This is a genomic window from Nocardia sp. A7 (assembly GCF_046549215.1).
Classification (GTDB): domain Bacteria; phylum Actinomycetota; class Actinomycetes; order Mycobacteriales; family Mycobacteriaceae; genus Nocardia.
Window position 1 is genome coordinate 68,793 of sequence record NZ_JAJPWE010000002.1, and the last position, 24,232, is coordinate 93,024.

Here is a 24,232-nt window from a genome sequence, read left to right on the forward strand (position 1 = left end):
CGGTTCGGTCGGGGTTGATCGGCAGAATGACAGCGCAGGGCTGGTTCCAGTTCGTGTTCGCACTGATGATCCTGGTGGTGATCGTCGGTGCCGCCGCGGGTGCGCAGGTCATCTCCCATACCGGCCGGGTCACCGATCGCCTGCTCACGCAAACCCTGCCCGCTGCCACCGAAGCCCATCGGCTGCAGGGTGCGCTGCTGAATCAGGAGACCGGGATCCGCGGTTACGCCATCACCGGCGACCCACAGTTCCTCGAGCCATATGACCGTGGGCGACAGGAACAGGTTCGCGCCGCGGACCACCTGCGCGAACTGCTCGCCGGCCATCCGGAGTTGCTCGCCGACCTCGCCGCGGTCGAGCTGGCTGCCCAGCGGTGGCAGTCCGACTTCACCGACCCGGCGACCGGATCGGTGTCCTCGCGCGCGGGCATCGGTGTCGACGCCGCCACCGGGGCGGTCCGCAGGAAGGCGCTCTTCGACGAAGTGCGCGGGAGCTTCGCGGTGCAGAACGCCCATCTCGTCTCGGTCGTCGACCGCGACACCGATGAGCTGGCACAGGCACACACCACGCGCAACGTCGTGCTGTCCGGCATCGTCGCGGTCTTCCTGCTCTCCGGTGCGCTGCTCACCGTTCTGGTGCGGCGACTGGTGGTGCAGCCGTTGCGCTATCTCACCGAGTCGTCGCGGCGGGTGGCCGGGGGCGAATTCGACGCGCACATCGAGACTGTCGGTCCCTTCGACATCGCGCTGGTCTGCGAGGCGGTGGAGAACATGCGCCACCACATCGTCGCCGAGCTCGACTCCGCGCGCGTTCAAGAGGCGGCACTGCTACAGCAGAAGGACGACCTCGACGTCCAAGCCGAGGAACTGCGCCGATCCAACACCGAATTGGAGCAGTTCGCCTATGTCGCCTCCCATGATCTCCAGGAGCCGCTGCGCAAGGTGGCCTCGTTCTGCCAGTTGCTCGAAAAGCGCTACGGCGACCAGTTGGACGAGCGCGGCAAGCAGTACATCGATTTCGCTGTCGACGGTGCCAAACGCATGCAGGTACTCATCAACGACCTGCTCACCTTCTCCCGCGTCGGCCGGATGTCGGAGGGCACCGAGCCGATCGGCCTCGATCAGACGCTGGACGAGGCGGTGGAGGCCTTGTCTGCGACCATCGAGGAATCCGGGGCCGTGATCGAACGCCCGGAGACATTGCCACAGCTCGTCGGGGAACCGACCCTGCTGACCATGCTGTGGCAGAACCTCATCGGCAACGCGATCAAATTCCGCACTCCCGGCCTGACGCCGGTGGTTCGGGTGATGTGCTCGCCCAGCGTCGACGACCCCGAGGAATGGCAGTTCTCGGTGTCGGACAACGGGATCGGTGTCGCGGCCGAATTCGCGGAGAAGGTCTTCGTCATCTTCCAGCGGTTGCATCCGCGAGATGCCTACGGTGGCACCGGTATCGGACTGGCCGTGTGCAAGAAGATCGTGGAATTCCACGGCGGCCGGATCTGGATCGACACCGACTACCGCGACGGCACCCGCCTGTGCTTCACCCTGCGGGCCACCGCGACCATCACCCCTGCTCCGTCCATCGAGAACGAGGTATTCGCATGACCGATCCCGGCCGGCCGGTCGACATCCTGCTCGTCGAAGACGACCCCGGCGACGAACTGATGACGCGGGAAGCCTTCGAGGACAACAAGATCGGCAACACGCTGCACGTGGTCCGGGATGGGCAGGAGGCGCTGGACTTCATCTACCGCACCGGTGCCCACGTCGACGCTCCGCGGCCTGATCTGATTCTGCTGGATCTGAACCTGCCCAGATACGACGGCAGGCAGGTGTTGGAGAAGATCAAAGCCGACCCGGATCTGGCTCACATCCCCGTGGTCGTACTCACCACCTCGGCGGCCGAGGAGGACATTCTGCGCAGCTACAAACTGCATGCGAATGCCTACGTCACCAAACCGGTGGATCTCGACCAGTTCATCGCCGCGATCAGGCAGATCGATGAGTTCTTCGTCCAGGTCGTGCGGCTCCCGCGAGTGCGGGAGCCGCGACCTCGGACCTAGTGCGCGTTCGGCTCCGCGGCGATCGCCGCCTCCAGCGTGCCGTAGACGGCGAGCAACTTGTCCAGCCCGGTCAGTTCGATCGGCCGCGCCACCTCGCGGGAGGCGACCACCCGCAGCTGGTAGGGCGCTGCCTTGGAGACGACCAGCAGCGCGCTGAGCCCGGCCGAGCCGAGGAAGCCGACCTCGGTCATATCGACCACCAGCGTCCGGCCGCCCTGCTGCGCCTTCTCCAGCACCGCTTGCAACTCGGGGGCCGAAGCCATGTCCACTTCACCGCGCACGGTGAGGATTTCGAATTCGTCCTGCGCACGGACCTGTACGTCGAGGTCTCGGAAGCTGCCGTCGACAGTCACCGGAGGTCTCCTCGGTCGCGATTCGCCACTTTTCCACCTCTTACCTCTGGCTTCGCCGAGTCGGCGAAGCCTGCGAGCGATTTCTTGCCCCCGCAATTTACCCCATCCACGCAGGCCGCGAACTGTTGCGCAGCACCGGGGTAAACCTGGCCCAACGTCTCCGCCGGGCTGCCGTGAGAGGGCCTTGTCACGCTCCGGGGCGGAATATCCGGGGACCGCGTGGGTACTTGCCAGGACATGGGAGTTCTCGCGGATCAGTTCGACGTCGGGATGACAAGGGAGGCATCAAGTGACGACGCACCCGTCTCGGCAGGAGAACACGGTGAAACCGTTCGAGGTAAATTTCTCGGCAGACGCCGTGCGGTTGGCCGAAGTGCGTCATGCGTTACAGGAGTGGCTGGCCGACGTACCGGTCGACCCGACCGCGGCATACGACATAGTTCTCGCAGTCGGTGAGGCATGCACCAACGCCGTCGAACACGGCCACCGCGGCGACGGCGGCACGGTACGCCTGTCCGCCGCGCTCACCGAAACCCACGTCCACATCATCGTGGCCGACGGTGGCCGCTGGGTCACACCTGAAGCGGGCACCGATCGGTCACGCGGACGTGGAATGGGCATCATGCGCGCGCTCAGCAACGAATTCGAGGTCAGCACGTCGGCGGCGGGCACCGTCGTCGACATGCGGTTCGCTCGGGAGTGAAACGCGGATCACCCACGCAGGGTCTGCCGCGGTGGCCGCCCGTAGAGACGGCGGTAGGCCGTGGCGAAGCGGCCGGGATGGGTGAAGCCCCATCGGTAGGCGACAGTGGCGACGGTCTGACCGTCACCTGGCAGCGCGGCGCTGAGCTGTTCGTGTGCCGCGGCCAACCGCAGTCGTTGCAGGTACGCGAGCGGCGTCATGTTCAGATGACGGCGAAAAGCCAGCTGTAGTGCGCGCGGTGTGACGAAGGTTGCCGCGGCTACGTCGGTGATCGCGATTCGGTCACCGAGATGCGACTCCAGGTACGCGATGGCGCGGCGCACGGTCTCGGGGTGCGCGTCGTGACGATCGGTGGCGCTCGGCTCGTGCTCGGCGGTCGTCGGCATGGTGGCCAGCACCGTCGCGGCGAGATAGTCCGACGCCGTCGTGACGGTGAGCGGGCTGTTCGCTGCGTCGGGGTCCGAGGCGAGCTGCTGGAGATGGGTGAGCACGCGGCGGAGTCGGTGCCCGGCAGTGGTACTGACCGGCCGGTGCCCGCTGACTCGCACACGGTCCCCGCCCGCGCTGGTGGCGACCCGGTTCAGGATTTCGGGGTCGAACATGGTGATGTCGTAGCGGCTGGTCCGGATGACCCCCGAGTAGGGCAGATCGTCCGGCGTGAGCAGGCCCGTCTGGCCCGGCACGAAGGTGTCGGGGCCGAAACCGTGATAGTTCTCCTCGATCCGCCCGCTGTGAACGGTCACCAGGCAGACTCGGCCCAGCGGGTCGGCGTCGTATGCCATGTCGAAACCCATTTCGAGCTGGTCGAAGTTGATCGGGCCGAGCACCTCGCGGCGGATCCGGGTGCGCACCGCGTGTGGGCCGTGATGTCCGATCTGCACACGCGTGTAGGCGCTGTTGAGGAACTCCTCGGTCGCGGCCAGATCGTCACTGTAGAAATCCAGACTCACCACGACGTCCCTTCCGCTGACACGCGATGATCGACCCTGCTGGAGCACTGGGCACCGGACACCGCGCCCGCATGCTACCCGGCTGCCGGGCCGACGATACGAAATGCGAAATTCGGCTCATCGCCGATCAGGACCGATAGCGAACAAGTGGGCGCCGGGTCCACGGCCGGTTGCGGCAGTTGCCAGGCCTCATGCTGGAATATGGTGACCAGCTCGATCTTGAGCAAACAGGACTGCTGGCGGCGCACTGCGTGTAGTCGGTGCCGGAGAAACGAGTCCTGTTGAACAACCGTCACGACGAAACCCGCCCTTCGCCCGGTGCCGATCCGGCTGCCGAGCTCTGCCGTCGTTTGGGTGCCGTCGTGAAATCCACCGGACAGGTTGTCGTGCTGCGTGCTCGCGGGGAGGTCGACGCGTACACCCTCCCGCGCTGGCGGAGTCTGCTCGATTCCGCCGCGTCCGAAACCGCCGTCGGTGGCCATCTCGTCGTCGAGCTGAGTGAGGTCACGTTTCTGTCGGTACGCGCCGTCATGGTCCTCGCGGACCTGGCAGAGCACCTGAGCCGACGTGGCATCGCGATGTGCCTCGTCACCGCCCGCGCCGCCCCGACCATCGGCCATGTCCTCGACCTCGCCGAAATGAGCGAGTGGCTCCCGATCCACCGAGACCTCACCACCGCCCTCGCCGCCACCGGCCGCCCTACCGACCCCGACCAGACCACCGCGGTGCCGGAGCCCGGCTAGGCCGATGCGACAGAGCCGCTGACCGGCGGCTCCCGCCTCGGTACCGAGTGCTCAGCTGATCGTCGAGATGGCTCCGGCGAGTTCGACTCGGCTGGTGATGCCGAGGCGGGGGTAGATGCGGTAGAGGTGGGAGCCGACGGTGCGGTGGGAGAGGTAGAGCTTTTCCGCGATCTGGCGGTTGGTGAGGCCCTCGGCGGCCAGGGTGGCGATGTGCAGTTCCTGGGAGGTGAGCTGGTCGCGGGCGGCGGGGGAGCGGCGGGTGCTGGTTTCGCCCGCGGCGCGCAGTTCGTTGCGGGCGGCCTTGGCCCACGGGTCGGCGCCGAGGGAGTCGAAGGTGTCGCGGGCTTCGCGGAGGGGTTCGCGCGCTTCGGCGGTGCGGCGTAGTCGGCGCAGGCGTCGGCCGTGATGGAGTTGCAGTCGGGCGCGGTAGAGCGGCCACGCGCCCGCATGGCCGTTGAGTGCGGCGGTGTAGGCAGCGTCGGCGTCGGAGTCGTCGGCGAGTACGGCGCGGCTGTATTCGTCGACGACGAGCAGCATCGAGGCAGGTACCCGCTTCGCCAGCATCGGCAGGTCGGCCAGCAATTCCCTTGCGACACTGATGTTTTCGGAGGCAACGGCGGCATCGGCGAGTTCGGGGGCGACCCACCAGCATTGCATGGGGTGGCTCACCGGGTCTGCCGGATCGTAGACCCGCGCCAGTGTCGCGAACGCGTCCTCGGCTCGCCCGGCCAACAGCAGGAGCATCCCGCGGGTCTGCTGCGCGGCGATCTGGATGCACCGCATCCCGGTGGACAACGGGCTGGCGCCGATCGCGCGTAGATGCTCGGCGGCCAGTTCGGGTTCGCCGCGCAACGCGGCGATCATCGCCAGATTGACGCGCCCGGTCGCGGCATAGAACTCCTGGCCGTTTTCCTCGGCGAACGTGCGGGCCTCCTCGGATTCGGCGCGGACCCTGTCCCAGTCGCCGAGCCAGATGCGAATCCAGTTTCCGGCGCCGAGAATGCCCGAGAGCAGCCCCAGCCGCCCCTGGCTGCGACTGATCGCGGCGGCATCGTCGATGTAGGCCGTGCCCCGGCGGAAATCGCCGAGGAACATCGCGGCGTAGCCGAGTAGACGCAGGGTGGCCGCGTCGGTGCGATCGGGATCGAGCTGTCGGAGTCGCTCGAGGATCTCGTCACCGCGCTCCCACGGCAAGCTGAGCGCGCCGACCGCGAGGACGCGGGCGTCGTGTGCGGGCAGACCGAGGGAATCCAATTGAGCGGCAATGCCTTTGCGTGAAGCGTCGTCGGCGTTTTGGGACGAGCATCGTGCGGCCGCAGACCACAATATCCCCGCTGCCAGGTCGGTATTTCCTGCCGCGTGCACGTCGGCGGCGATATCGACGAGTTCCCGGATGCGACGATCGGCGTCGCCGTAGCGCTGGAACGCGACGATTTCCTCGACGGCGGCCAACCGCGCCCGTTCGATCGGGCCGAGAACGCTGAGATCGGCCCGGTCCAACAGGTCTACGGCCTCGCGGCGCGCGCCGGTCTCGCTCGCCAGTTCCGCGGCCTGTAGGAGCAGAGCGGTGGTGCGGGCGGGTCGCTCGGACAGTTCCGCCGCACGGTTCAGCGCGGCGACCGCGGCCATGGTGGCACCGCAGGCTCGCGATCGCTGCGCATAGTCCTCGAGCCGTGCGGCGATGGCGTCGTCGGTGCCGAGCGCGGCGGCGGCATGATGCCAGAGTTGTCGGTCGGGGAAGTCGGCGAGCACCTCGGCCAGAATCGAATGCGCGCCGAGCCGTTGGGTCAGCGGTGCCCGGACATAGGTCGCCGAACGCATCAGTGGATGCCGGAAGCGCAGGAGCGGGCCCGCCATCTCGACCAGGCCTGCGTCGATGGCTTCTTGCAGGTGCAGGGTGCCGACCGTGGTGTCGGCGAGTTCGGTGGCCGCCCGCAGGAGCCTGCCCGCGTCGCAGGTGACATCGGCGGCGAGGACGATCAGAAGAGTCCGGGTCGGCTCGCTGAGCTCGGCCGAACGCGCGGCGAAGGCCGCTTCGAGGCGGGCGGTCAACGGGAAGTCCTCGACCACCCGCTCCCCGGTCTCGCGTATCGCACGCGGTAACTCGATGAGCGCCAACGGATTTCCGTCGGCTTGGCTGAGCAGCTTCTGACGCACGGTGCTCGACAGCATGGGCGCCTGCGCCGCGAGCAGCGCGGCGGCGGCCTGTTTGTCCAGCGGTTCGACCATGATCTCCGGCAGTCCCGCTCGGCGCGCGGAATCCTCGGAACCGGTGCGGGCGGCACCGAGTACGAGCACCGCGTCACAGCCGATCCGGCGCGCGAGGAAACTGAGCACATCGGCGCTGCAGCTGTCGAGCCACTGGAGGTCATCGAGGATCAGCACGGTCGGCCGAACGGCGGCGGCCTCGCATACCAGTTGCAGCGCGGCCAACGCCACCGCGTACAGGTCGGGCGCTCCGTCTTCCTGTCCGAACGCCGCGCGCAGCGACCGTTGATGAGAGACGGGGAGCTTGGCCATCTCCGAATGGAGGGGACGCAGGAGTTGATGCAGGGCGGCGAAAGGCAAGCCGGCTTCGTTCTCGACACCGATCGCGGAGACGACGGTCAGGTGCCGGCTGGTTGCCACTTCCCGAATCGTGCTCAGCAGAGCCGACTTTCCGATACCCGCGGGCCCGCGCAGGATCATCGCCGAGCCGTTCCCGGCGACCGCTCGATCCAGGAGGTCTCCCAGCAGGGCCGAATACCGGTCTCGGCCGACCAACGCCGACTGTGAAATCTCACCGAACATCGCCCGATCCTGACAGAGAACCCGCGGTTTCACAACGCGACGATGCAGGTAGATGCAGTAAACCAGCAATGACTGAGTCATCGAACAACACCATGACTCAGTCGGTGGTGCAGTCATTCGACTGATGCGTACGGGGTCGGTCCGCTCGTAATTTCATCGGCATGACAAACACTTTCACCACCACCGACGGTGCCGAGATCTTCTTCAAGGACTGGGGCACCGGCCAGCCGGTCGTCTTCAGCCACGGCTGGCCCCTGAGCGCCGACGCCTGGGACGACCAAGCCCGCTTGGTCGCCGAGCACGGCTACCGCGCCATCGCCCACGACCGCCGTGGTCACGGCCGGTCGAGCCAGACCTGGGACGGCAACACCATGGATCGCTACGCCGACGACCTGGGCGAGCTGATCGAGCACCTGGACCTGCACGACGCGGTCCTGGTCGGCCACTCCACCGGTGGCGGCGAAGTCGCCCGCTACCTTGGTCGCCACGGTAGCGGCCGAGTTGCCAAGGCGGTGCTGCTCGGCGCGGTGCCCCCGGTGATGGTCAAGTCCGAGACCAACCCCGACGGCACTGCGATGGAGGTCTTCGACGGGATCCGGGCAGGCGTCGCCGCTGACCGCTCGCAGTTCTACTGGGATCTGAGCGAGGCCTTCTACGGGTTCAACCGGCCCGACGCGACCGTCTCCGAAGGTGCGCGTCGTGCGTTCTGGCGGCTCGGCATGCAGGTCGGTGTGCGCGCCGCCTACGAATGCATCGCCCAGTTCTCCGAAACCGATTTCACCGCGGACCTGCTCGGGATCGACGTGCCGGTGCTGGTCGCCCACGGTGACGACGACCAGATCGTCCCGCTCCACGACTCGGCGATGAAGTCGGCGGAGCTGATCAAGAACGCGACGCTGCGGGTGTATCCCGGTGCGCCGCACGGCCTGCACGGCGAATTCCGCACCGCGTTCGAAGCCGACCTGCTCGCCTTCCTCGCGCACTGACCACCTTCAGCACACCTTTTCAGGAGCCCGTCATGAGCACACCCACCGTCATCCTCGTCCACGGCGCCTTCGCCGAGTCCGCCAGCTGGAGCGGCGTCATCAGCCGACTGCGCACTGTCGATGCCACCGTGATCGCCGCTGCCAACCCGCTGCGCGATGTCGATTCCGACGCCGACATCGTCCGCGGCATCGTCGACTCCGTCGAGGGTCCGGTAGTCCTCGTCGGACATTCCTACGGCGGACAGGTCATTTCCCAGGTCCACGACCCCAAGGTCGCCGCCCTCGTCTACGTTGCCGCCTTCGCTCCCGAAGAGGGCGAGTCGATCGGCGAACTGTCCGGGAAGTTCCCCGGCAGCACACTCGGTGACACGCTGAACCAGGTGGCGCTGCCCGACGGCAGCACCGACTTCTACATCCAGCCCGCCAAGTTCCATCAGCAGTTCGCCGCTGACATCTCCGCCACCAAGGCCGCGATCGACGCCGCCACCCAGCGCCCGCTCAACGACCGCGCCCTCAACGGCAAATCCGGTGCGCCGAACTGGAAGACGCTGCCATCGTGGTTCGTCTTCCCCGATGCCGACTACAACATCCCGGTCGCCGCACACCGTTTCATGGCCGAACGGGCGGGTGCCCGCGCCACGATCGAGATCGCCGGTGCCTCGCACGCACTGCCCGCGTCCCAGCCCGCCGCGGTCGCCGAGGTCATCATCACCGCGCTCGAAGCCATCGCCGACTGACCGAGTCGCACCCACCTTCTCCGCTCACCCCGAACAGCTCTCCCGAGGAAACCGCCATGCGTATCACCACTATCGTCAAGCTCACCGCCGTCGCGTTGGGTCTCACGGCCACCGTCGCCAGCGCGGGTTGCGCCAGCGCCCAGCCCGCCCCCGTCAAGCCGACCGTCGTCCTCGTCCACGGAGCCTTCGCGGAATCCAGCAGCTGGAACGGTGTGATCGACAAGCTCAACGAGCGGGGTCTGACCAGCATCGCCGCAGGTAATCCATTACGCAGCGTCTCCGGTGACGCAGACGCTGTCCGCAGCGTGGTGGCCTCGATCGACGGCCCGGTTGTACTGGTCGGGCACTCCTACGGCGGGCAGGTCATCTCCCAGGTCCAGGATCCGAAGGTCAAGGGGCTGGTCTACGTCGCGGCCTTTGCTCCCGAAGAGGGCGAGACGATCGGTGAGCTCTCGGGCAAGTTCCCCGGCAGCACGCTCGGCGACACGCTGAACAAGGTGGCCCTGCCCGACGGCAGCACCGATCTCTACATCCAGCCCGCCAAGTTCCACCAACAGTTCGCCGCCGACGTCCCCACGGCCCAGGCCACCTTGGACGCCGCCACCCAGCGCCCGCTCAACGACCGCGCCCTCAACGGGAAGTCGGGTGCGCCGAACTGGAAGTCCGTGCCGTCGTGGTTCGTGTTCCCGGATGCCGACTACAACATCCCGGTCGCCGCACACCGCTTCATGGCCGAACGGGCAGGCTCGCGCGCCACGGTGGAGATCAAAGGTGCCTCGCACGCGCTCACCCTCTCCCAGCCCGACGCGGTAGCGAAGGTCATCGTCGAGGCGGCCGCCGCAATCGGCTGACCTTTTCCCGAAACAGGCTGGGCCGCGTGGACAACTCCACGCGGCACAGCCTGTTTCGGTCAGTGAGCAGTGTCGGCCTGGTGAGCTGCGCCGGGACCGATCAGCCCCGCGCTGCTGTCGGGGTGGCGCGGGGTTTGCGGGGCGCGGCCGAGCGCGGCGGTTGGGCGCGCATGTGGTCGCGGACGCGGGTCATGATGTCGCCGAGGTGGGCGACATCGCTGCCGGTCAGGGAATCGAACAGCAGGTCGCGGGAGAGCTGGACGTGGCCGGGCAGCACCCGGTGGAACAGGGCGCGGCCGCTGTCGGTGAGGGTGACCAGTGTGGCGCGTTCGTCCTCGGGGGAGGGGGCGCGGGTGATCAGGCCGGCCTTCTCCAGTAGCCCGGCCTGGTAGGTGAGACCGCTGCGGCTGTAGACGACGCCGTCAGCCAGTTGCGTCATGGTGAGCGGGCCGGGGGCCTCGAGCAGGCGCGCCAGGAGCTGGAACTGCACGTAACTGATGTCCCCTTCGGCGCGTAGTTGCTGTTCGATGGCGTGCTGGAGCAGGCCGACGGCTTCCAGGAGCGCGAAGAAGGCCCCGAGTTGGCCGGGTTCGAGCGGCTCGACATCGCGGCCGGTGTCGGCGGGGGTGGAGTCGTGGGCTGCCATGCCCGCACCCTACCTGCTTCGAATTCGAAACATAGTGATGACGATCACCCTGTTCGCGGGTATTGCTTCGAACTCGAAGCAGGTTACTGTCTGTACATGCTTCGAATTCGAAGCAGCTGACAGAGGAGAGATCATGAAGGCAGTGCGATTCCACGCCCACGGCGACAGTGCGGTCCTGGCGTACGAGCAGGCGCCCGAGCCCGTCGCCGCAGCGGGGGAGGTTGTGGTGAAGGTGGCCGCGACCTCGTTCAATCCGGTGGATGTCGCGATTCGCGCCGGATACCTGCAGCAGGTGTTCCCCGTGTCCTTCCCGCATGTGCCGGGCATCGACGTGGCGGGCACCGTCGCCGAAGTCGGTGCGCAGGTGAGCGGTTGGGCAGTCGGGGACGCGGTCGTGGCCTTCCTGCCGATGAATGTCGACGGTGCGGGCGCGGAGTACGTCGCTGTCGCCGCCGACCTGTTGGCCGCAGCCCCGCGCACCATCGAATTGGCTGATGCCGCAGCGCTTCCGGCTGTCGGGCTGACGGCCTGGCAGGCGCTGTTCGAGCACGCCGGTCTGGTCGCGGGGAGCAGTCTGCTGATCAATGGTGCCGGCGGTGCGGTCGGCGGCTACGCCGTCCAGTTGGCCGCACGGGCCGGCGCCGCGGTCACGGCGACCGCGAGCACGCGAAGCGCCGACCGGGTTCGCGCCAACGGTGCGGAGCGGATCGTCGACTACACCGCAATTCCGTTGACGCAGGCGGTATCCGGGCAGCGGTTCGACGTCGTGCTCAACTTGGTGTCCACCTCACCGGAGGAGACCGCGGCCCTGGTCGGCCTGACCGCCGACGGTGGAACCTTCGTCAGCACAACCACTCCCGGTGAACCCGACCCCGAACGCGGAGTGCGTGCGGTACGGGTGTTCGCCCGCAGCGACGCCGCACAGCTCGCCGAACTGGTCGCTCTCGTCGACGCAGGCGATCTCCGTATCGACGTAGCCGGGCGCCGATCGCTGAGCGAAATGGCGACCGTCCACGCCGAAGCCGTCACCGGAAAGCTGCCAGGCAAGACGATCCTGCTGCCATGAACCGGCCGCCAACCCCACTCGCTTTGACACCTACCCCGTTGTCGCCCAAGGAGTTACATCATGGCATTCACTCTCGATCCACAAGTCGCTGACGCGCTGGCCCCGATGGCCACTGCAATGGCCGACAGCACACCTCCGCCGGTCGGCGATGTCGCCGGCCGCCGCGCGATCCTCGAGCAGGTCATCGCCCACGCCGACACCGCCCAGCCGGCCGCGTCCGATGTCACCATCACCGACCACTCGATGATCACCGCCGACGGTGCCACGATCCTGGTGCGCTGGTACGAGCGCGATGACCGTTCGACCGAACCGGGTCCGGCCGCGATCTATCTGCACGGCGGCGGCATGATCCTGGGCAATGTCGGACTGTTCGACGGGTCGGTCTCGCGATACGTGTCGGCGAGCGGCACGCCGATCCTGTCGGTCGACTACCGGCTCGCACCGGAACATCCGCATCCCACACCGGTCAGCGATGCCTACGACGCCTTGGTCTGGTTGCACGAACACGCCGCCGACCTGAACGTCGACCCCGCCCGGATCGCGGTGTTCGGCGACAGTGCGGGCGGTGGGCTGGCCGCTGCGGTAGCGATCCTGGCCCGCGACCGCGGCGGACCCGGCATCGCCCGCCAGATGCTGCTCATGCCGATGCTCGACGATCGCACCCGCACACCCGACCCGCACCTCGCGCCGTTCGTCCTGTGGTCATGGGACGACAACCGAACAGGTTGGCAAGCCCTGCTGGGCGACGCCGCCGGTGGACCCGACACCCCAGCCCACGCCGCCCCCGCTCGCGTCACCGACCCTGCGGGACTACCGCCGGCGTACATCGAGGTCGGCCAACTCGACATCTTCCGCGACGAGGACCTCGCCTATGCCCTGCGACTGTCCCAGGCAGGGGTCCCGGTGGAATTCCACCTCCACACCGGCGTTCCGCACGAGTTCGAAGGGATCGCCTTCACCTCCGATGTGGCACGGCGCGTCATGGCAGACCGCGTCCGAATCCTGGCGTCGCTCTGAGCATCCTGACCCGTCCTTGCACCGGGCGGGTCAGGCGTTTCACCCGAATTCGCATCGGGCCGATGTAGTGCGCGTTCATTGGATGCTCATCGCCGCACCGCACGCTCTGACTCGATCCGCCGAACACGCAGAACAGCATTCCGAACGAAAAGAGCCCACGCGATGAACCACACCATTCCCGGATTCGACTACCACCGCGTCCCTGTCGCCGACGACGTCTCCCTCAACGTCGCCGTCGGCGGTTCGGGGACCCCGATCGTGCTGCTGCACGGCTTCCCACAGACCCACCTGATGTGGCGTCACGTCGCCGCCGATCTGGCCGCCGACCACACCGTGATCGTCGCGGATCTGCGCGGTTACGGCGACAGCGACAAACCCGCCGAGTCCGGTCCCGGCACCTACTCGAAGCGGACAATGGCCGCCGACATCATCTCTGCCGCCGAAACTCTCGGACACGAACGCTTCGCGCTCGCCGGACACGATCGCGGTGCGCTGGTCGCCTTCCGGGCCGGCCTGGACCACCCCGGTGCGGTCACCCACCTCGCCTGCCTGGACGTGCTGCCCACACTGGACATGTGGGAAGTCCTGCACGGCACTACCGCCGCCGTCGGATTCCACCTCTACCTGATGGCGCAGCCGCCGGGACTGCCCGAACAGATGATCGCCGCCAGCGCCGACGCGTTCTTCGGCTACTTCCTCGACCAGTGGACCAAGGATCCGGCCGCGATCCCCGCGCCGGTCCGTGCCGTATACCTGGACGCCTGCCGCGCGGCGGTCCCCTCGATCGTGGCCGACTACCGCGCCTCGGCAACCATCGACGTCGACCACGACCGCGTCGACCGGGCTGCCGGCAACCGACTGTCGATGCCGGTGACGGTCATGCAGCAGGACTGGGGTGCCGCACTCGGATATGAGGCCACCGCGCTGTGGTCGAGCTGGGCACCGAACCTCGACCACCGCACCGTCGACGCGGGTCACTTCATGGCCGAAGAGGAACCCGGAACTGTCAGCGCCGCCCTCCGCGACCTGGTCCAGCGCTGAGGCCGGCACCTGCTCAGATGCCGTCCGCGGCGAGCAACCCGGCCAAGCCGAAGAAGCACACTCCGCTGCCGAGATCGATCCGGCGTGATGTTCGTGCGGAGAAACCGGTCGCTCCGAGGAGACCGCCCACAATGACGTAGCCAAGGCCGACGACCAATTCGATGCCGACATACGCCGTGCCGAGCAGAGCGAGCTGCGTGCCGAATTCGCCCGCCGATTCGTCGGCGAACTGGGGAAGCAACGCGGCGAACAGCAGCAGTGCCTTCGGGTTGCTGATTCCGACTGCGAATTCGTTTCCGACCACGCGCCATCGGAGCGCGCTCGCGTTCGGTCCCGGTCCCGAGATGGGCCGGGGCCGCCAGGCGCGCCGCAGGCCCTGAATCCCGATCCACGCGAGATAGGCGACACCTACCCACTTGATCGAGGTCAGCGCGGTTGTCGAGGCCGCCAGTGTCGTGCCGAGTCCGGCCACCACCAACGCGACGAGTACGGCGAAGGCGGCCAGCCGACCACCCACCCCGGCCATGGCGAACCGAATGCCATGGCGCACAGCATTGTTCAGGCCAAGGATCTGGCTCGCCCCAGGAATGAGTGAGACGAGTACAGCGGCGGGGAAGAACCCGACCCAGTTGATCGCGTGCATTCTGCGGGCTCCTTCAGCGTGGATCTGAGGAGTCCATGGTCACCCCGGAAGCCGCTCACTTCCCAGACCGTTCGACTGTTCACCAGTGCTCGAAATCAACGCGACGCGGCGAGGTAACCGAGTCATTCGATGCAGTCGAGGGTGCAGTCGTTCGACTGATTCGGCAGGGGTGCCCGAATTCGTAATTTTATTGAGCACCTTTTGGTCTGGGAACTGAGCGCTGTTCCGGCCGACAGTTGCCAGACCTCCTCCCGACAACTCAAAGGAAAGACATCATGCGAACCACCGAAGAAGACCGGCAGAGGCACGTGGTAGTACTCGGCAGCGGGCCGACCGGCTTGACCACGGCCATGCTGCTGGCCCGCGAAGGCCACCGAGTCACGGTGTTGGACAGAGATTCCGGTTCCCCCGGTGCCGATGCCGAGCAGGCGTGGGACCAGTGGAAACGGCCAGGGGTGAACCAGTTCCGGCATCCGCACGTCATGCTCCCGGGCGCGTTCGCCCTGCTCTCCCGCGAACTGCCGCAGGCAGTCACCGAGCTGCGGGCGCTGGGGGCACGCACGCACAACATGCTCGACGGCGCCTACGATCTGCCTGCCATCGGAGGCCGCAAACCCGGCGATGAACGATTCGACACCCTGGCCGCCCGCCGACCGGTCATCGAGCAGGGACTCGCCGCCGCCGCGGCCGCCGCCGGGGTCACCGTGCGCCGAACCACCCCGGTCACCGGATTCCTGACCGATGCCACACCGCCGACCGGGATCGCGCACATCACCGGCGTGCTGACCGCGCATGGTGAGTCCATCCACGCCGACCTGGTCGTCGACGCACTCGGTCGCAACTCTCCCGCGAGCAAGATGCTCGTCGACATCGGCGCTCCCGCGCCTGTCCTCGATCGGCACGAGACCGGCTTCCTGGCCTACAGCCGCTATTTCCGCTCGGCCGACGGCTCCTATCCGCAGCAGGCGGCCTGGCCGTTGGAGCACCACGACAGCATCTCGCTGACCACCGTTCCCGGTGACGAAGGTACCTGGGCACTGGCCCTGTTCGTCTCCGCCAAGGACCGCGCCATGCGGGCATTGAGCGACCCGGAAGTCTGGCAGCGAGTCGCGGCCCTGTATCCCGGTATGGCGCACTGGGCTTCCCACGGTGAGCCCATCACCGGGGTACTGGCCATGTCCGGCATGGAATCGCGGCACCGGAGCTTCGTCGTCGACGGCAAACCGGTCGCGACCGGATTGCTCAGTATCGGAGATGCTTGGGCGACAACGAATCCCACGTTCGGCATGGGCATCACCATGGGTATGGCACACGCAGTGTTGCTGCGGGATGTGCTGGCGGAGGTCGGTTTCGGCGATCGGGACAAGCTCGCGCTCCGGTTCGCCGAGCTCACCGATGCGACGCTGCTGCCCGCCCAACAGGCATCTGCGGCATGGGATCTGCATCGTCTGGCGCAGATCGATCTCGACATCGCTTCCATTCCTTATGAAGTCGGTGTCGGCTATGAGACCGACGACGCGAACTGGAATCTGCGTCAGGCGCTGGAGGTCGCGAAGTTGCGCGATCCAGACGTACTGCGGGCGTTCGGTGATGTCGGTTCGGCACTGACCAGCCCCGAGGAAGCGCTGGCCCGACCCGGCGTACTCGATCGGATCATGGAGCTCGGCGGCGACCCGGAACCCGGCCCGTCGCGGATCGAGCTGCTCGCCGCGATGGTGGCGGGCTGATGACGCAGCCGGCCGACCTGTCTCAGATCACTGCCCCGACCCCGCCTTCTTCTTCAGGAGCTATCATGAACGACCAGATCCTCTGGACACCTGCACACCTGGGCAGTATCGCCCTGCCACACCGCCTCGCCATGGCACCGATGACCCGCAGCCGCGCCGCTGCTGACGGCACAGTCACCGATCTGACCGCCACCTATTACGAGCAGCGGTCCTCGTTCGCGATGCTCATCAGCGAAGGCACCCAGCCTTCCCCTGACGGTCAGGGCTACCTCAACACTCCTGGTAGCTACGAACCCGCCCATGTCGAGGCATGGAAACGGGTCGCCGCCGCAGTCCACGAGTCCGATGCCGCGTTCGTCGTCCAGCTGATGCACGTGGGCCGGGTCTCCCATCCCTCCAACACACCCCACGGCCGCCCACCGGTCGCGCCGTCACCGATCGCGGCCGAGGCGATGATGTTCACCGCCGCCGGGCCGCAACCCATGGCCCAACCGGTGGCACTGGACACCGCCGCCATCGCGCGCACCGTCGACGAGTTCCGGGTGGCGGCCGCCATGGCCATGGACGCGGGAGCCGATGGCGTCGAGATCCACGGTGCCAACGGATATCTGCTGCATCAGTTCCTCAGCACCAACGCCAACCAGCGCGCGGACGAATACGGCGGCTCCATCACCGGACGGGCGCGCTTCCCCCTCGAAGTCGCCGCGGCGGTGGCCGCCGAAATCGGTGCCGATCGCACCGGATTCCGTATCTCACCGGCAAACCCGTTCAACGACATCACCGAAACCGACACCCCTGCGCTCTACACACACCTCGTCACCGAGCTGGCCGGGCTCGACCTCGCCTACCTGCACCTGGTCCACGCCGGAGACGAAAAGCTCCTGCGGACGATCAGGGGTATCTGGCCAGAGCGGCTGGTCGTGAACCGCGCGGGGGCCGATCTCGACAGCCGCATCGCCGACCTCGACAACGGCACAGCCGATGTCATCACCGTCGGCGCTGCCGCTTTGGCCAACCCCGACCTACCCGCCCGTGTTCGCGCCGGTGCCGCGCTCAACGATCCCGTCCCGGCCACCTTCTACGGCGGCGACCACCGCGGCTACACCGACTACCCCACGCTCACCGCCTGACGCCCGGGCCAGCTCCGGTGCGGGTCTCGCAGTTTCGGACGGTGCCGACCGGGTAGATCCGGGTTGATTCCGAACGACGAGTGACTGGGGTAATGGTGCGGCGACAACGATGACCACTTTCGATATCGAACGCCTGTACCTCGCAGCCGGAATCGCACTGCTGTTGGCCGCGACGCTTCCTCGAATCTTCAAGGACCGGGCGATCACCGCTCCGATGCTCATGTTGGGAGTCGGGGCCATCGGTGGGCTCGTGATCGGACCCAGCGGATTGCAAACGGTGTCGCCCTTGTCTCATCCCACTGTGATCGAGCACCTGGCGGAGCTGTGTGTGATCGTGGCGCTGATGGGTGTCGGGCTCGCGATCGACCGCCCCCTGAATTGGCGTACTTGGGGCTCGACCTGGCGTCTGCTGCTGATCACCATGCCGCTGTGTATCGCGGCGGTAGCGGTGTTCGGGTGGTGGGCGGCAGCGCTGACGCCTGCCGCGGCAGCTCTGCTGGCGGCTGTGCTGGCACCCACGGACCCGGTGCTTGCCGCGGATGTGCAGGTCGAGGGCCCGACAACGGGTGGCGCCGGTTCGACTGAGGAGGACGATGAAGTCCGTTTCGCCCTCACGTCGGAAGCGGGCCTCAACGACGCCCTGGCCTTCCCGTTCGTCTATCTGGCGATCTTTCTCGCGACCAAAGGTTCGGTCCAGACCTGGTTCGTCGGTTGGTTCGCCTGGGAACTCGTCGGCAAGATCGCGGTCGGCATCCTCATCGGCGGGATCGTCGGGAACGTGCTCGGTCGTGGCTTGTTCCGATTCCCGATCAAGGACGCACGACTTGCCGACCGCGGGGAACCGATCGTCGCCTTGGCCGCGGTGTTCGCGGTGTACGGGCTCACCGAACTCGTCGGCGGCTACGGATTTCTCGCCGTGTTCGTGTGCGCGATCGCTGTGCGCCGTATCGAGCGCGACAGCGAATACCACGAACAGATGCACACGCTGGTCGAACAGCTCGAACATGTCCTCACCCTGGTCGTTCTACTGCTGCTCGGTGCGGCCCTCACCACGGGTCTGCTGGCCGCTCTTTCCTGGCAGGGAGTCGCGGTCGGCGTGCTCCTGGTCTTCGTCGTTCGGCCTGTCGCGGGGTGGCTCGCGCTGCTGCGATATGACGTGATGGAGCCCAAGGAGCGCGTTATCACGGCCTTGTTCGGTGTCCGTGGAATCGGTTCGATCTACTACCTCGCGTACGGGCTGACCCAGGCAGACCTCAGCGCGGAGGCCGGTGCGTTATGGGCGATCGTGGCGTTCACGATCGTGCTGTCCGTGATCGTGCACGGCGTCAGCGCGGGCTGGGTGATGCAATACCTGGAGAACGCACGGGCAGGCGGGCGTCGAACCGGTCGGATCCAGCCTTCCTGAACGTGGACCACACCTACCGCTGTTCGGTGAAGGCCCGACGCGACTCCTCGTGCAGGATCGCGAGGAGTTCCTCTTCCAGCGCGACGAATTCGGGGGCGGTGATCGTGGACAACTCGCGCGGCCTCGGCAGGTCGATGCGCAGTTCGTGGCGGACGGTGGCCGGGCGCGCCGACAGGACGAGCACGCGGTCCGACAGATACACCGCCTCACGGACATCATGGGTGATCATCAGCACCATCCAGCGGTAGCGCTGCCAGACCTCCTGCAACCACGACTGCATCTCGGTACGGGTCAGTGAGTCGAGCGCGCCGAAGGGTTCGTCGAGCAGCAGCAGTTCGCGCTCCTGGACCACGGTCCGCAGCAGGGCGGCCCGCTGTCGCATCCCGCCCGACAGTTGGGACGGTCGGGCGTCCTCGAAACCGGACAGGCCGAACACCGGGAACAGTTCGCGCGCGCGGCGCCGGGCCTCGGTTTTCGGGACTCCCTGCACGCGCAAACCGAGGATGGTGTTGTCGAGGACGGTTCGCCAGGGGAACAGCAGGTCCTTCTGCGGCATGTAGGCGCAGTGCGATGCGGTGTCCTCACCGTCGGTAGCGCGGAAGCCGACGCTGCCGGAGTCGGGGGAGTCGAGTCCTGCCAGCATGTTGAACACGGTGCTCTTGCCGCAACCACTCGGCCCGATGACGGTGACGAACTCACCCGATCGGACCGTGAACGAAACCCCGCCGAGCACCGCGAGATCAGGGCTGCCCCGACCGGGCTGCGGAAACGACTTGGTGAGCTGGTCGACGACGATGCGGTCGCCCCCGGCGTCAGTCATGTCGGCTCCTGCTCTCTGCTCGCGACCAGGGCGCGACGAGGCGTTCGATCGCGAACGTCGACAGGTAGAGGGTGATGCTCAGCAGTGCCGTGACCAGCACCGCGGCCAACACCAGGTCGGTGCGGAACGAATTCTTCTGCAGGCTCATATAGATGCCGAGACCGACGCTCGCGCCGACGTACTCGGCGAACACCGCGCCGACAACCGCGTAGGTGATGCCGATCCGCAGCGCCGTGAAGAACCGCGGCAGCGCGGACGGCAATCGCACATAACGGAACACCTGCAGCCGGGAGGCGCCCATGCTGCGCAGCAGCGCGCCCGCGTCACGGTCGGCCGCGGCGAATCCCTCGATCAGGCCGATGGCCATCGGGAAGAAGGTGACCAGCGCGACCACCAAGATCTTCGGCAGCAGCCCGAACCCGAACCAGATGATCATCAACGGTGCGATCGCGACGATCGGCACGGTCTGCGACGCGACGAACAGCGGCACCAACGCACGCCGCAGCCACGGCGAGAAGTCGACGACCACCGCCAGCACCCACGCCAGACTCAGCGACACCGCGAACCCGACCAGTGTCACCTGCAGGGTGGCGGCCGCATGCGAACCGATCTCGTCGCGGTGCGCCCAACCCTGCTGGACGACCCGCAGCGGTGACGGCAGCACCTGCGGACGGACACCACTGCTCGTGACATAGACCTGCCAGATCGCGACGAGCGCCGCCACCGTGACGAAAGGCGGCACCGCCCACCGGATTCCCGCCCAGCCAGCCGTCCCGCCGTCGTCACCGGTGGGGACCAGCGGTGACGCGGCTACGGACAGCTCACGGGTTGGCGAGGTACTCATCGGTGAAATATGTCGACCAGTCGGGTTCGGTGGTCAGCGGCTTCCCGTCGGGGCCGGTCAGCAGACCACCCCGGTACAGGAAGCTGGAATTCGCCGACCACTGCTCCACCGTCTGGGTGCCCACCTTGCCCCCGGCGTCCTTCATGAACTGGTCGGCCAGCATGCGCTGGCTCTCGAAGACCAGCGCCTCGTCGTTGAACGCGCCCGGATTGGCGTCGAGGAGATCCTGGGCCGCCGCGTCCGGATTGTCCGCGGCGAACTGGTAGCCGCGTTGCAGCGCCTGCACGAATTTCGCGGCGCGGTCCGGGTTCTCGGCCAGCCAGCCCTCGTTGGCGTCGATCACGATCGCGTAGGAGTCAGGGAAACCGAAGTCGGTGTAGCGGAAGTACCGCATCGGGGTGCCGTGGTGTTGCGCCTCGATCCCTTCCCACGCCAGATACGAGACGGTGAAGTCCGCCTTGCCGGAGTAGACCGCTTCGTACGCCGACGAACCCAGCATCACCGAGGTGAAATCGCCGGTGCCACCGTCGTTGCGGATGACCTGCTGTAGTGCTTCCCGCTCGCCCGGATCGCCGAAACCGGCGTAGGTCTTGCCGTCGAGGTCCTTCGGCCTCGCGAGATCGGCGCGGTCGGCACGCACCCCGATGCCCGTGGCCCAGTGCTGTAGCGGGGCGAGTACCGACTTGACCCGCGCACCCGACGCGCGGGCGAAGGTCGACGAATTGTGGGTACTGATCCCGAATTCCGCGTTTCCGGCATCGATCATCGTGTCGACCGAGGTGTTGTTGTACGGCAGAACCTGCACATCCAGACCGGCGTCGGCGAAGTAGCCGCGCTGCAACGCGACGTAGAGCCCGGTGTGGTTGGTATTCGGCGTCCAGTCAAGTGCGAACCGGATGGTGTGATCGGAGTCGCCGCCCGAACCGCAGGCGGTGACCAGCGACAGCGTGGCGACGGTGGTGGCCAGGACCGCGAGCGCGCGGCGAAGACGCCCGCTCATGCGGCAGGCCAGGGCTGCGGATGCAGGGCGGTGTCCCAGAACATCAACTCGTAGCGCACGGCGAGGATGAATGCCTGCTCCATCGCCGCCCGCTCCTGCTCGCTCGCCGACTCGGCAGCGGCATCGACAAGGGCTCGAGCCGTGGCCGCGGACTGCTGGAACTCCGCCGCGCCGTAGGTGGTGACCCACTGGGCGTACGGGTGGGCGGGGTCGGCGGCGATCACCTTGGCGGCGCTCTCGGCCAGGTCGCGGCCCACTTCGGCATAGATCCAGAAACAGGGCAGCGCGGCCGCCGCGGCGACGGCGTAGGACTCGGTCGCGGCGGCGGCGATCAGATAGGAGACGTAGGCCAGGCAGGTCTGCGAATGCTCCGGCTCGCCCTGCCGCGGGGGCAGCGCGCCACCGGTGAGCAGCTGATCGTGCATGGCCGACTCGACAGCGGCGGCATTCGCGGACGAGGTCGCCCAGAAGGCCGCGGTCCGCGGGTCCGGCGACTTGGCGGCGAGCATCGCCAGCGCCTTCGCATACCCGGTGAGATAGAGCGAATCCTGCTCGATGTAGGTGCGGAACACCTCGAGCGGCAAAGTGCCCGCACCGAGGTGGCGCAGGAATTCCAGGTCGTCGATCGCACTGCGCAGGACTTTGGTCCGGTCCCAGAGGCGATCGGTGAACAGGCCTGTATTCGTGGTGTGGACGTGCAACACCGTGACATCCCTTCGTCAGCATTACCTGAACAGGTTCATCGGGTCTGTTCTCAGCCTCGCGGTCGCGAGACACCCCGTGTCAGAACTCGACCGACACTAGCAGCGACCACCGACACGCGGGCCACACCCGGTTCCTCGGGTAACGCCGGTCACGGTGGTAGCTGTTCGGCGCGAGCGCGGGATCAGGCGATCCCCAGGATGCTCTCGGGTGCCGGGGCGAAGGTCGACTCGACATGACGGACGAGGTCGTCCGAGGAGGCGGGCGAGGCGGCGTAGCCGAGGTAACCGTCGGGGCGGACGATGTAGGCCGCACCGGCCGCGCAGCGATATCGCCGGGCGAAGTCGCCGCCGCTGTCGCGGATGACCGGGAGGATCGTCGAGCCGAGGGTGGCCGTCGGGCTCGCGACGAGGTAGGTGTCGAGGTAGTCGTCGGTCAGTTTCCGCAGCAGCTCGACGTGGCGTTCCAGCTCGGTGAGAGTGGCGGTGTCACACGTGTTGTCGATGTAAAACGACGGCGCGGCGACCTCCGCGACAGCCAGCGCGAGCCTCCACGCGAGGTTTTGGGCGTCCTGGATACCGGTGTTCATGCCCTGGGCACCCGTGGGCGGGTGCTGCTCGGCGAAAGCCGCACCCTCGAACGTCAGTCCCAGCGTCTTGCGGACGGTGCTGTGCGCGCCGTCGCAGCCCACCAGATACCGCGCCCGCACCCGTGTGCTCGCCCTCGGGTCCGGCGAGCACGGCATCGACGCCGTCCTCGTCCTGGGTGAACCCGACGAGCCGGACCCCGCGCTCGACACGCGTACCCAGCGACTCCAGGTGTCGGCGCAGGATCCGCTCGGTCGCGTACTGGACCTGCGCCGACGATCAGCACATCGGTATCGAACATGCGATATCACCTGACCCTGGAAGCCCCCGCCTCATCGTGCGGCGCGGTGCCGAGGGCGACCCTTCCGCGTGTGCCCACCGCATCGACCATCGCCCGCATCGGGCGCTGGACGGAACCGACTCGCTCTCCGGCTCAGGCGACAGGTGGGTGTTTACGGGCGCCCATCGACTCGACCGCGAACAGCAGCACCACCGCGGCGATCACCGCGAGCACGAAGCCCCAGAAGTTGAGTTCGGTGATGGAGCCGACGCCGATGAGGCTGGCGATCACGCCGGCGATCAGGGCCGCGGCCATGCCGAGCACCAGGGTCATGCCCATGCTCATGTTCTCCTTGCCCGGTTTCAGCATCCTGGCGAGGACACCGACCACCGCGCCGATGATCAAGAATCCACAGATCTGAACAATCGCGTTCCACATCGCACGAACCTCCACGTAGTGCCGTTGGCCGGGGAGTGACACCGGCTGTGTTCGATCATTTCTCCCATTCGCCCGGAGAACCAGGTGTCGTGTCCTCGGCGTTGCCGAAGCGTGTCCGCGCCGACGTCAGATCACACTTCCACGCCTCGGGGCGGTGCCGTCGCCAGTTATTCGGGAGCCTGCCCCGGCTCCGGTAGCTCGGCGAAGAACTCGCGTAGTGCGGCCGTGACGCCGACGAGTACGCGGTGGGCCGCGGCCAGGTCGGCATCGGGGAGGGCGGCCAGGGCGGCCCGGGTGCGCGCACCGAGGGGGCCGAAAAATCCGGACGCGACGAACATGCCCTGGTCGGTATAGCTCAGATGGACTCGCCGACGATCCGTCGGGTCGGGTACGCGTTGGAGGTGTCCGGCTTCGATCATGCGCTCGACCAGGTAGGTGACGGCGGGCGCGGAGACACCCATCAACTTGCTCAGCTGGCCCGCGCTCAGCGGTGCGCCCTCGGCGTCGGCCGTCGCGACGTGCATCAGGGCACGGAAGTCGTTCGGGCGCAGGTCGTTCGAGCGCGCGAAGCCGTGACCGATCTGTTCGGAGACCGCGGTCAGGGCGCGGATGTCCCGGGAGATATCGGTCTCCAGCCCCGCCCGGTCGGTGGCAGGGTTGATGTCGTCACCCATGCGCGACCTCCTCTTCTCTGTTCGAGGAGCTTAG

24 protein-coding genes, 1 pseudogene and 1 riboswitch are annotated in these 24,232 nt (G+C 67.3%); of the genes and pseudogenes, 13 read left to right on the plus strand and 12 right to left on the minus strand.

Going from position 1 to position 24,232, the window contains the following annotated elements; all coding sequences use genetic code 11:
• Positions 1-26 precede the first annotated feature (26 nt).
• Both ACLJPD_RS11750 and ACLJPD_RS11755 read left to right on the plus strand, forming a co-directional pair.
• Complete coding sequence (locus ACLJPD_RS11750) at positions 27-1,607, plus strand: sensor histidine kinase (protein ID WP_410872068.1); 1,581 nt, start codon at positions 27-29, stop codon at positions 1,605-1,607.
• A complete protein-coding gene (locus ACLJPD_RS11755) occupies positions 1,604-2,065 on the plus strand; it encodes a response regulator (RefSeq protein WP_410872069.1) in 462 nt (153 codons plus the stop codon). Before ACLJPD_RS11750 ends, ACLJPD_RS11755 begins: the two co-directional genes overlap by 4 nt.
• Here ACLJPD_RS11755 and ACLJPD_RS11760 read toward each other — a convergent pair.
• Positions 2,062-2,418 carry an STAS domain-containing protein gene (locus tag ACLJPD_RS11760; RefSeq protein ID WP_410872070.1) on the minus strand — a complete coding sequence of 119 codons (357 nt, stop codon included), beginning with the start codon at positions 2,416-2,418 and terminating at the stop codon, positions 2,062-2,064. The genes ACLJPD_RS11755 and ACLJPD_RS11760 overlap by 4 nt on opposite strands.
• 322 nt (positions 2,419-2,740) lie before the next feature.
• Here ACLJPD_RS11760 and ACLJPD_RS11765 point away from each other — a divergent pair, with 322 nt between their 5' ends.
• Complete coding sequence (locus ACLJPD_RS11765) at positions 2,741-3,121, plus strand: ATP-binding protein (RefSeq protein ID WP_410872071.1); 381 nt, start codon at positions 2,741-2,743, stop codon at positions 3,119-3,121.
• A gap of 8 nt (positions 3,122-3,129) precedes the next feature.
• Here ACLJPD_RS11765 and ACLJPD_RS11770 read toward each other — a convergent pair whose 3' ends face one another.
• The gene (locus tag ACLJPD_RS11770) at positions 3,130-4,071 is read right to left on the minus strand and encodes a helix-turn-helix transcriptional regulator (protein ID WP_410872072.1); all 942 of its coding nucleotides are present in this window, start codon (positions 4,069-4,071) and stop codon (positions 3,130-3,132) included.
• Positions 4,072-4,352: 281 nt separating this feature from the next.
• Here ACLJPD_RS11770 and ACLJPD_RS11775 point away from each other — a divergent pair, with 281 nt between their 5' ends.
• Positions 4,353-4,814, plus strand: coding sequence for an anti-sigma factor antagonist (locus ACLJPD_RS11775; RefSeq protein ID WP_410872073.1), 462 nt, complete (start codon positions 4,353-4,355; stop codon positions 4,812-4,814).
• Positions 4,815-4,865: 51 nt separating this feature from the next.
• Here ACLJPD_RS11775 and ACLJPD_RS11780 read toward each other — a convergent pair whose 3' ends face one another.
• Positions 4,866-7,604 (minus strand): helix-turn-helix transcriptional regulator, encoded by a 2,739-nt coding sequence (locus tag ACLJPD_RS11780; RefSeq protein ID WP_410872074.1) that lies wholly within the window; start codon positions 7,602-7,604, stop codon positions 4,866-4,868.
• A gap of 161 nt (positions 7,605-7,765) precedes the next feature.
• Here ACLJPD_RS11780 and ACLJPD_RS11785 point away from each other — a divergent pair, with 161 nt between their 5' ends.
• The 3 genes from ACLJPD_RS11785 to ACLJPD_RS11795 are packed head-to-tail and all read left to right on the plus strand — an operon-like array spanning position 7,766 to position 10,178.
• Entirely contained in the window at positions 7,766-8,590 is an 825-nt protein-coding gene (locus ACLJPD_RS11785) for an alpha/beta fold hydrolase (RefSeq protein ID WP_410872075.1), read from the plus strand.
• Positions 8,591-8,622: 32 nt separating this feature from the next.
• Positions 8,623-9,327: an alpha/beta fold hydrolase gene (locus tag ACLJPD_RS11790; protein ID WP_410872076.1), complete on the plus strand. Its 705-nt coding sequence runs from the start codon at positions 8,623-8,625 to the stop codon at positions 9,325-9,327.
• Between the two features lie 56 nt (positions 9,328-9,383).
• Positions 9,384-10,178: an alpha/beta fold hydrolase gene (locus tag ACLJPD_RS11795; protein ID WP_410872077.1), complete on the plus strand. Its 795-nt coding sequence runs from the start codon at positions 9,384-9,386 to the stop codon at positions 10,176-10,178.
• 100 nt (positions 10,179-10,278) lie between these two features.
• Here ACLJPD_RS11795 and ACLJPD_RS11800 read toward each other — a convergent pair whose 3' ends face one another.
• A complete protein-coding gene (locus tag ACLJPD_RS11800) occupies positions 10,279-10,824 on the minus strand; it encodes a MarR family winged helix-turn-helix transcriptional regulator (protein ID WP_410872078.1) in 546 nt (181 codons plus the stop codon).
• A 133-nt stretch (positions 10,825-10,957) separates the two neighbouring features.
• Between ACLJPD_RS11800 and ACLJPD_RS11805 the strand changes: the two genes are divergently transcribed.
• The 3 genes from ACLJPD_RS11805 (at position 10,958) to ACLJPD_RS11815 (ending at position 13,948) form a co-directional block, all read left to right on the plus strand.
• Complete coding sequence (locus tag ACLJPD_RS11805) at positions 10,958-11,890, plus strand: NADP-dependent oxidoreductase (protein ID WP_410872079.1); 933 nt, start codon at positions 10,958-10,960, stop codon at positions 11,888-11,890.
• A 60-nt stretch (positions 11,891-11,950) separates the two neighbouring features.
• Positions 11,951-12,907 carry an alpha/beta hydrolase gene (locus tag ACLJPD_RS11810; RefSeq protein WP_410872080.1) on the plus strand — a complete coding sequence of 319 codons (957 nt, stop codon included), beginning with the start codon at positions 11,951-11,953 and terminating at the stop codon, positions 12,905-12,907.
• A 162-nt stretch (positions 12,908-13,069) separates the two neighbouring features.
• Positions 13,070-13,948 (plus strand): alpha/beta fold hydrolase, encoded by an 879-nt coding sequence (locus tag ACLJPD_RS11815; protein ID WP_410872081.1) that lies wholly within the window; start codon positions 13,070-13,072, stop codon positions 13,946-13,948.
• 13 nt (positions 13,949-13,961) lie between these two features.
• Here ACLJPD_RS11815 and ACLJPD_RS11820 read toward each other — a convergent pair whose 3' ends face one another.
• A complete protein-coding gene (locus tag ACLJPD_RS11820) occupies positions 13,962-14,591 on the minus strand; it encodes a LysE family translocator (RefSeq protein WP_410872082.1) in 630 nt (209 codons plus the stop codon).
• A gap of 275 nt (positions 14,592-14,866) precedes the next feature.
• On the opposite strand from ACLJPD_RS11820, the gene ACLJPD_RS11825 reads away from it, so the two are divergent.
• The 3 genes from ACLJPD_RS11825 (at position 14,867) to ACLJPD_RS11835 (ending at position 18,853) form a co-directional block, all read left to right on the plus strand.
• The gene (locus ACLJPD_RS11825) at positions 14,867-16,318 is read left to right on the plus strand and encodes an FAD-dependent oxidoreductase (RefSeq protein ID WP_410872083.1); all 1,452 of its coding nucleotides are present in this window, start codon (positions 14,867-14,869) and stop codon (positions 16,316-16,318) included.
• Positions 16,319-16,383: 65 nt separating this feature from the next.
• Positions 16,384-17,448 (plus strand): alkene reductase, encoded by a 1,065-nt coding sequence (locus ACLJPD_RS11830; protein ID WP_410872084.1) that lies wholly within the window; start codon positions 16,384-16,386, stop codon positions 17,446-17,448.
• A 109-nt stretch (positions 17,449-17,557) separates the two neighbouring features.
• Positions 17,558-18,853 (plus strand): cation:proton antiporter, encoded by a 1,296-nt coding sequence (locus ACLJPD_RS11835; RefSeq protein ID WP_410872085.1) that lies wholly within the window; start codon positions 17,558-17,560, stop codon positions 18,851-18,853.
• 13 nt (positions 18,854-18,866) lie between these two features.
• On the opposite strand, the gene ACLJPD_RS11840 is transcribed toward ACLJPD_RS11835, so the two are convergent.
• From ACLJPD_RS11840 to ACLJPD_RS11870, 7 genes and pseudogenes are all read right to left on the minus strand, one after another.
• On the minus strand, positions 18,867-19,673 hold the full coding sequence (locus ACLJPD_RS11840; RefSeq protein WP_410872086.1) for an ABC transporter ATP-binding protein: 807 nt from the start codon (positions 19,671-19,673) through the stop codon (positions 18,867-18,869).
• Positions 19,666-20,517, minus strand: coding sequence for an ABC transporter permease (locus ACLJPD_RS11845; protein ID WP_410872087.1), 852 nt, complete (start codon positions 20,515-20,517; stop codon positions 19,666-19,668). Before ACLJPD_RS11845 ends, ACLJPD_RS11840 begins: the two co-directional genes overlap by 8 nt.
• Positions 20,495-21,517 carry an ABC transporter substrate-binding protein gene (locus ACLJPD_RS11850; RefSeq protein WP_410872088.1) on the minus strand — a complete coding sequence of 341 codons (1,023 nt, stop codon included), beginning with the start codon at positions 21,515-21,517 and terminating at the stop codon, positions 20,495-20,497. The genes ACLJPD_RS11845 and ACLJPD_RS11850 overlap by 23 nt, the downstream gene beginning before the upstream one ends.
• A complete protein-coding gene (locus ACLJPD_RS11855) occupies positions 21,514-22,221 on the minus strand; it encodes a TenA family protein (RefSeq protein WP_410872089.1) in 708 nt (235 codons plus the stop codon). The genes ACLJPD_RS11850 and ACLJPD_RS11855 overlap by 4 nt, the downstream gene beginning before the upstream one ends.
• Positions 22,212-22,308, minus strand: a riboswitch (TPP riboswitch). It overlaps the preceding gene by 10 nt.
• 425 nt (positions 22,309-22,733) lie before the next feature.
• Positions 22,734-23,070, minus strand: a pseudogene (locus ACLJPD_RS11860) (FAD-dependent monooxygenase); the annotation flags it as partial.
• Positions 23,071-23,239: 169 nt separating this feature from the next.
• Entirely contained in the window at positions 23,240-23,524 is a 285-nt protein-coding gene (locus tag ACLJPD_RS11865) for a GlsB/YeaQ/YmgE family stress response membrane protein (protein WP_266290867.1), read from the minus strand.
• Positions 23,525-23,691: 167 nt separating this feature from the next.
• Positions 23,692-24,198 carry a MarR family winged helix-turn-helix transcriptional regulator gene (locus ACLJPD_RS11870; RefSeq protein ID WP_410872090.1) on the minus strand — a complete coding sequence of 169 codons (507 nt, stop codon included), beginning with the start codon at positions 24,196-24,198 and terminating at the stop codon, positions 23,692-23,694.
• Between the last annotated feature and the right edge of the window lie 34 nt (positions 24,199-24,232).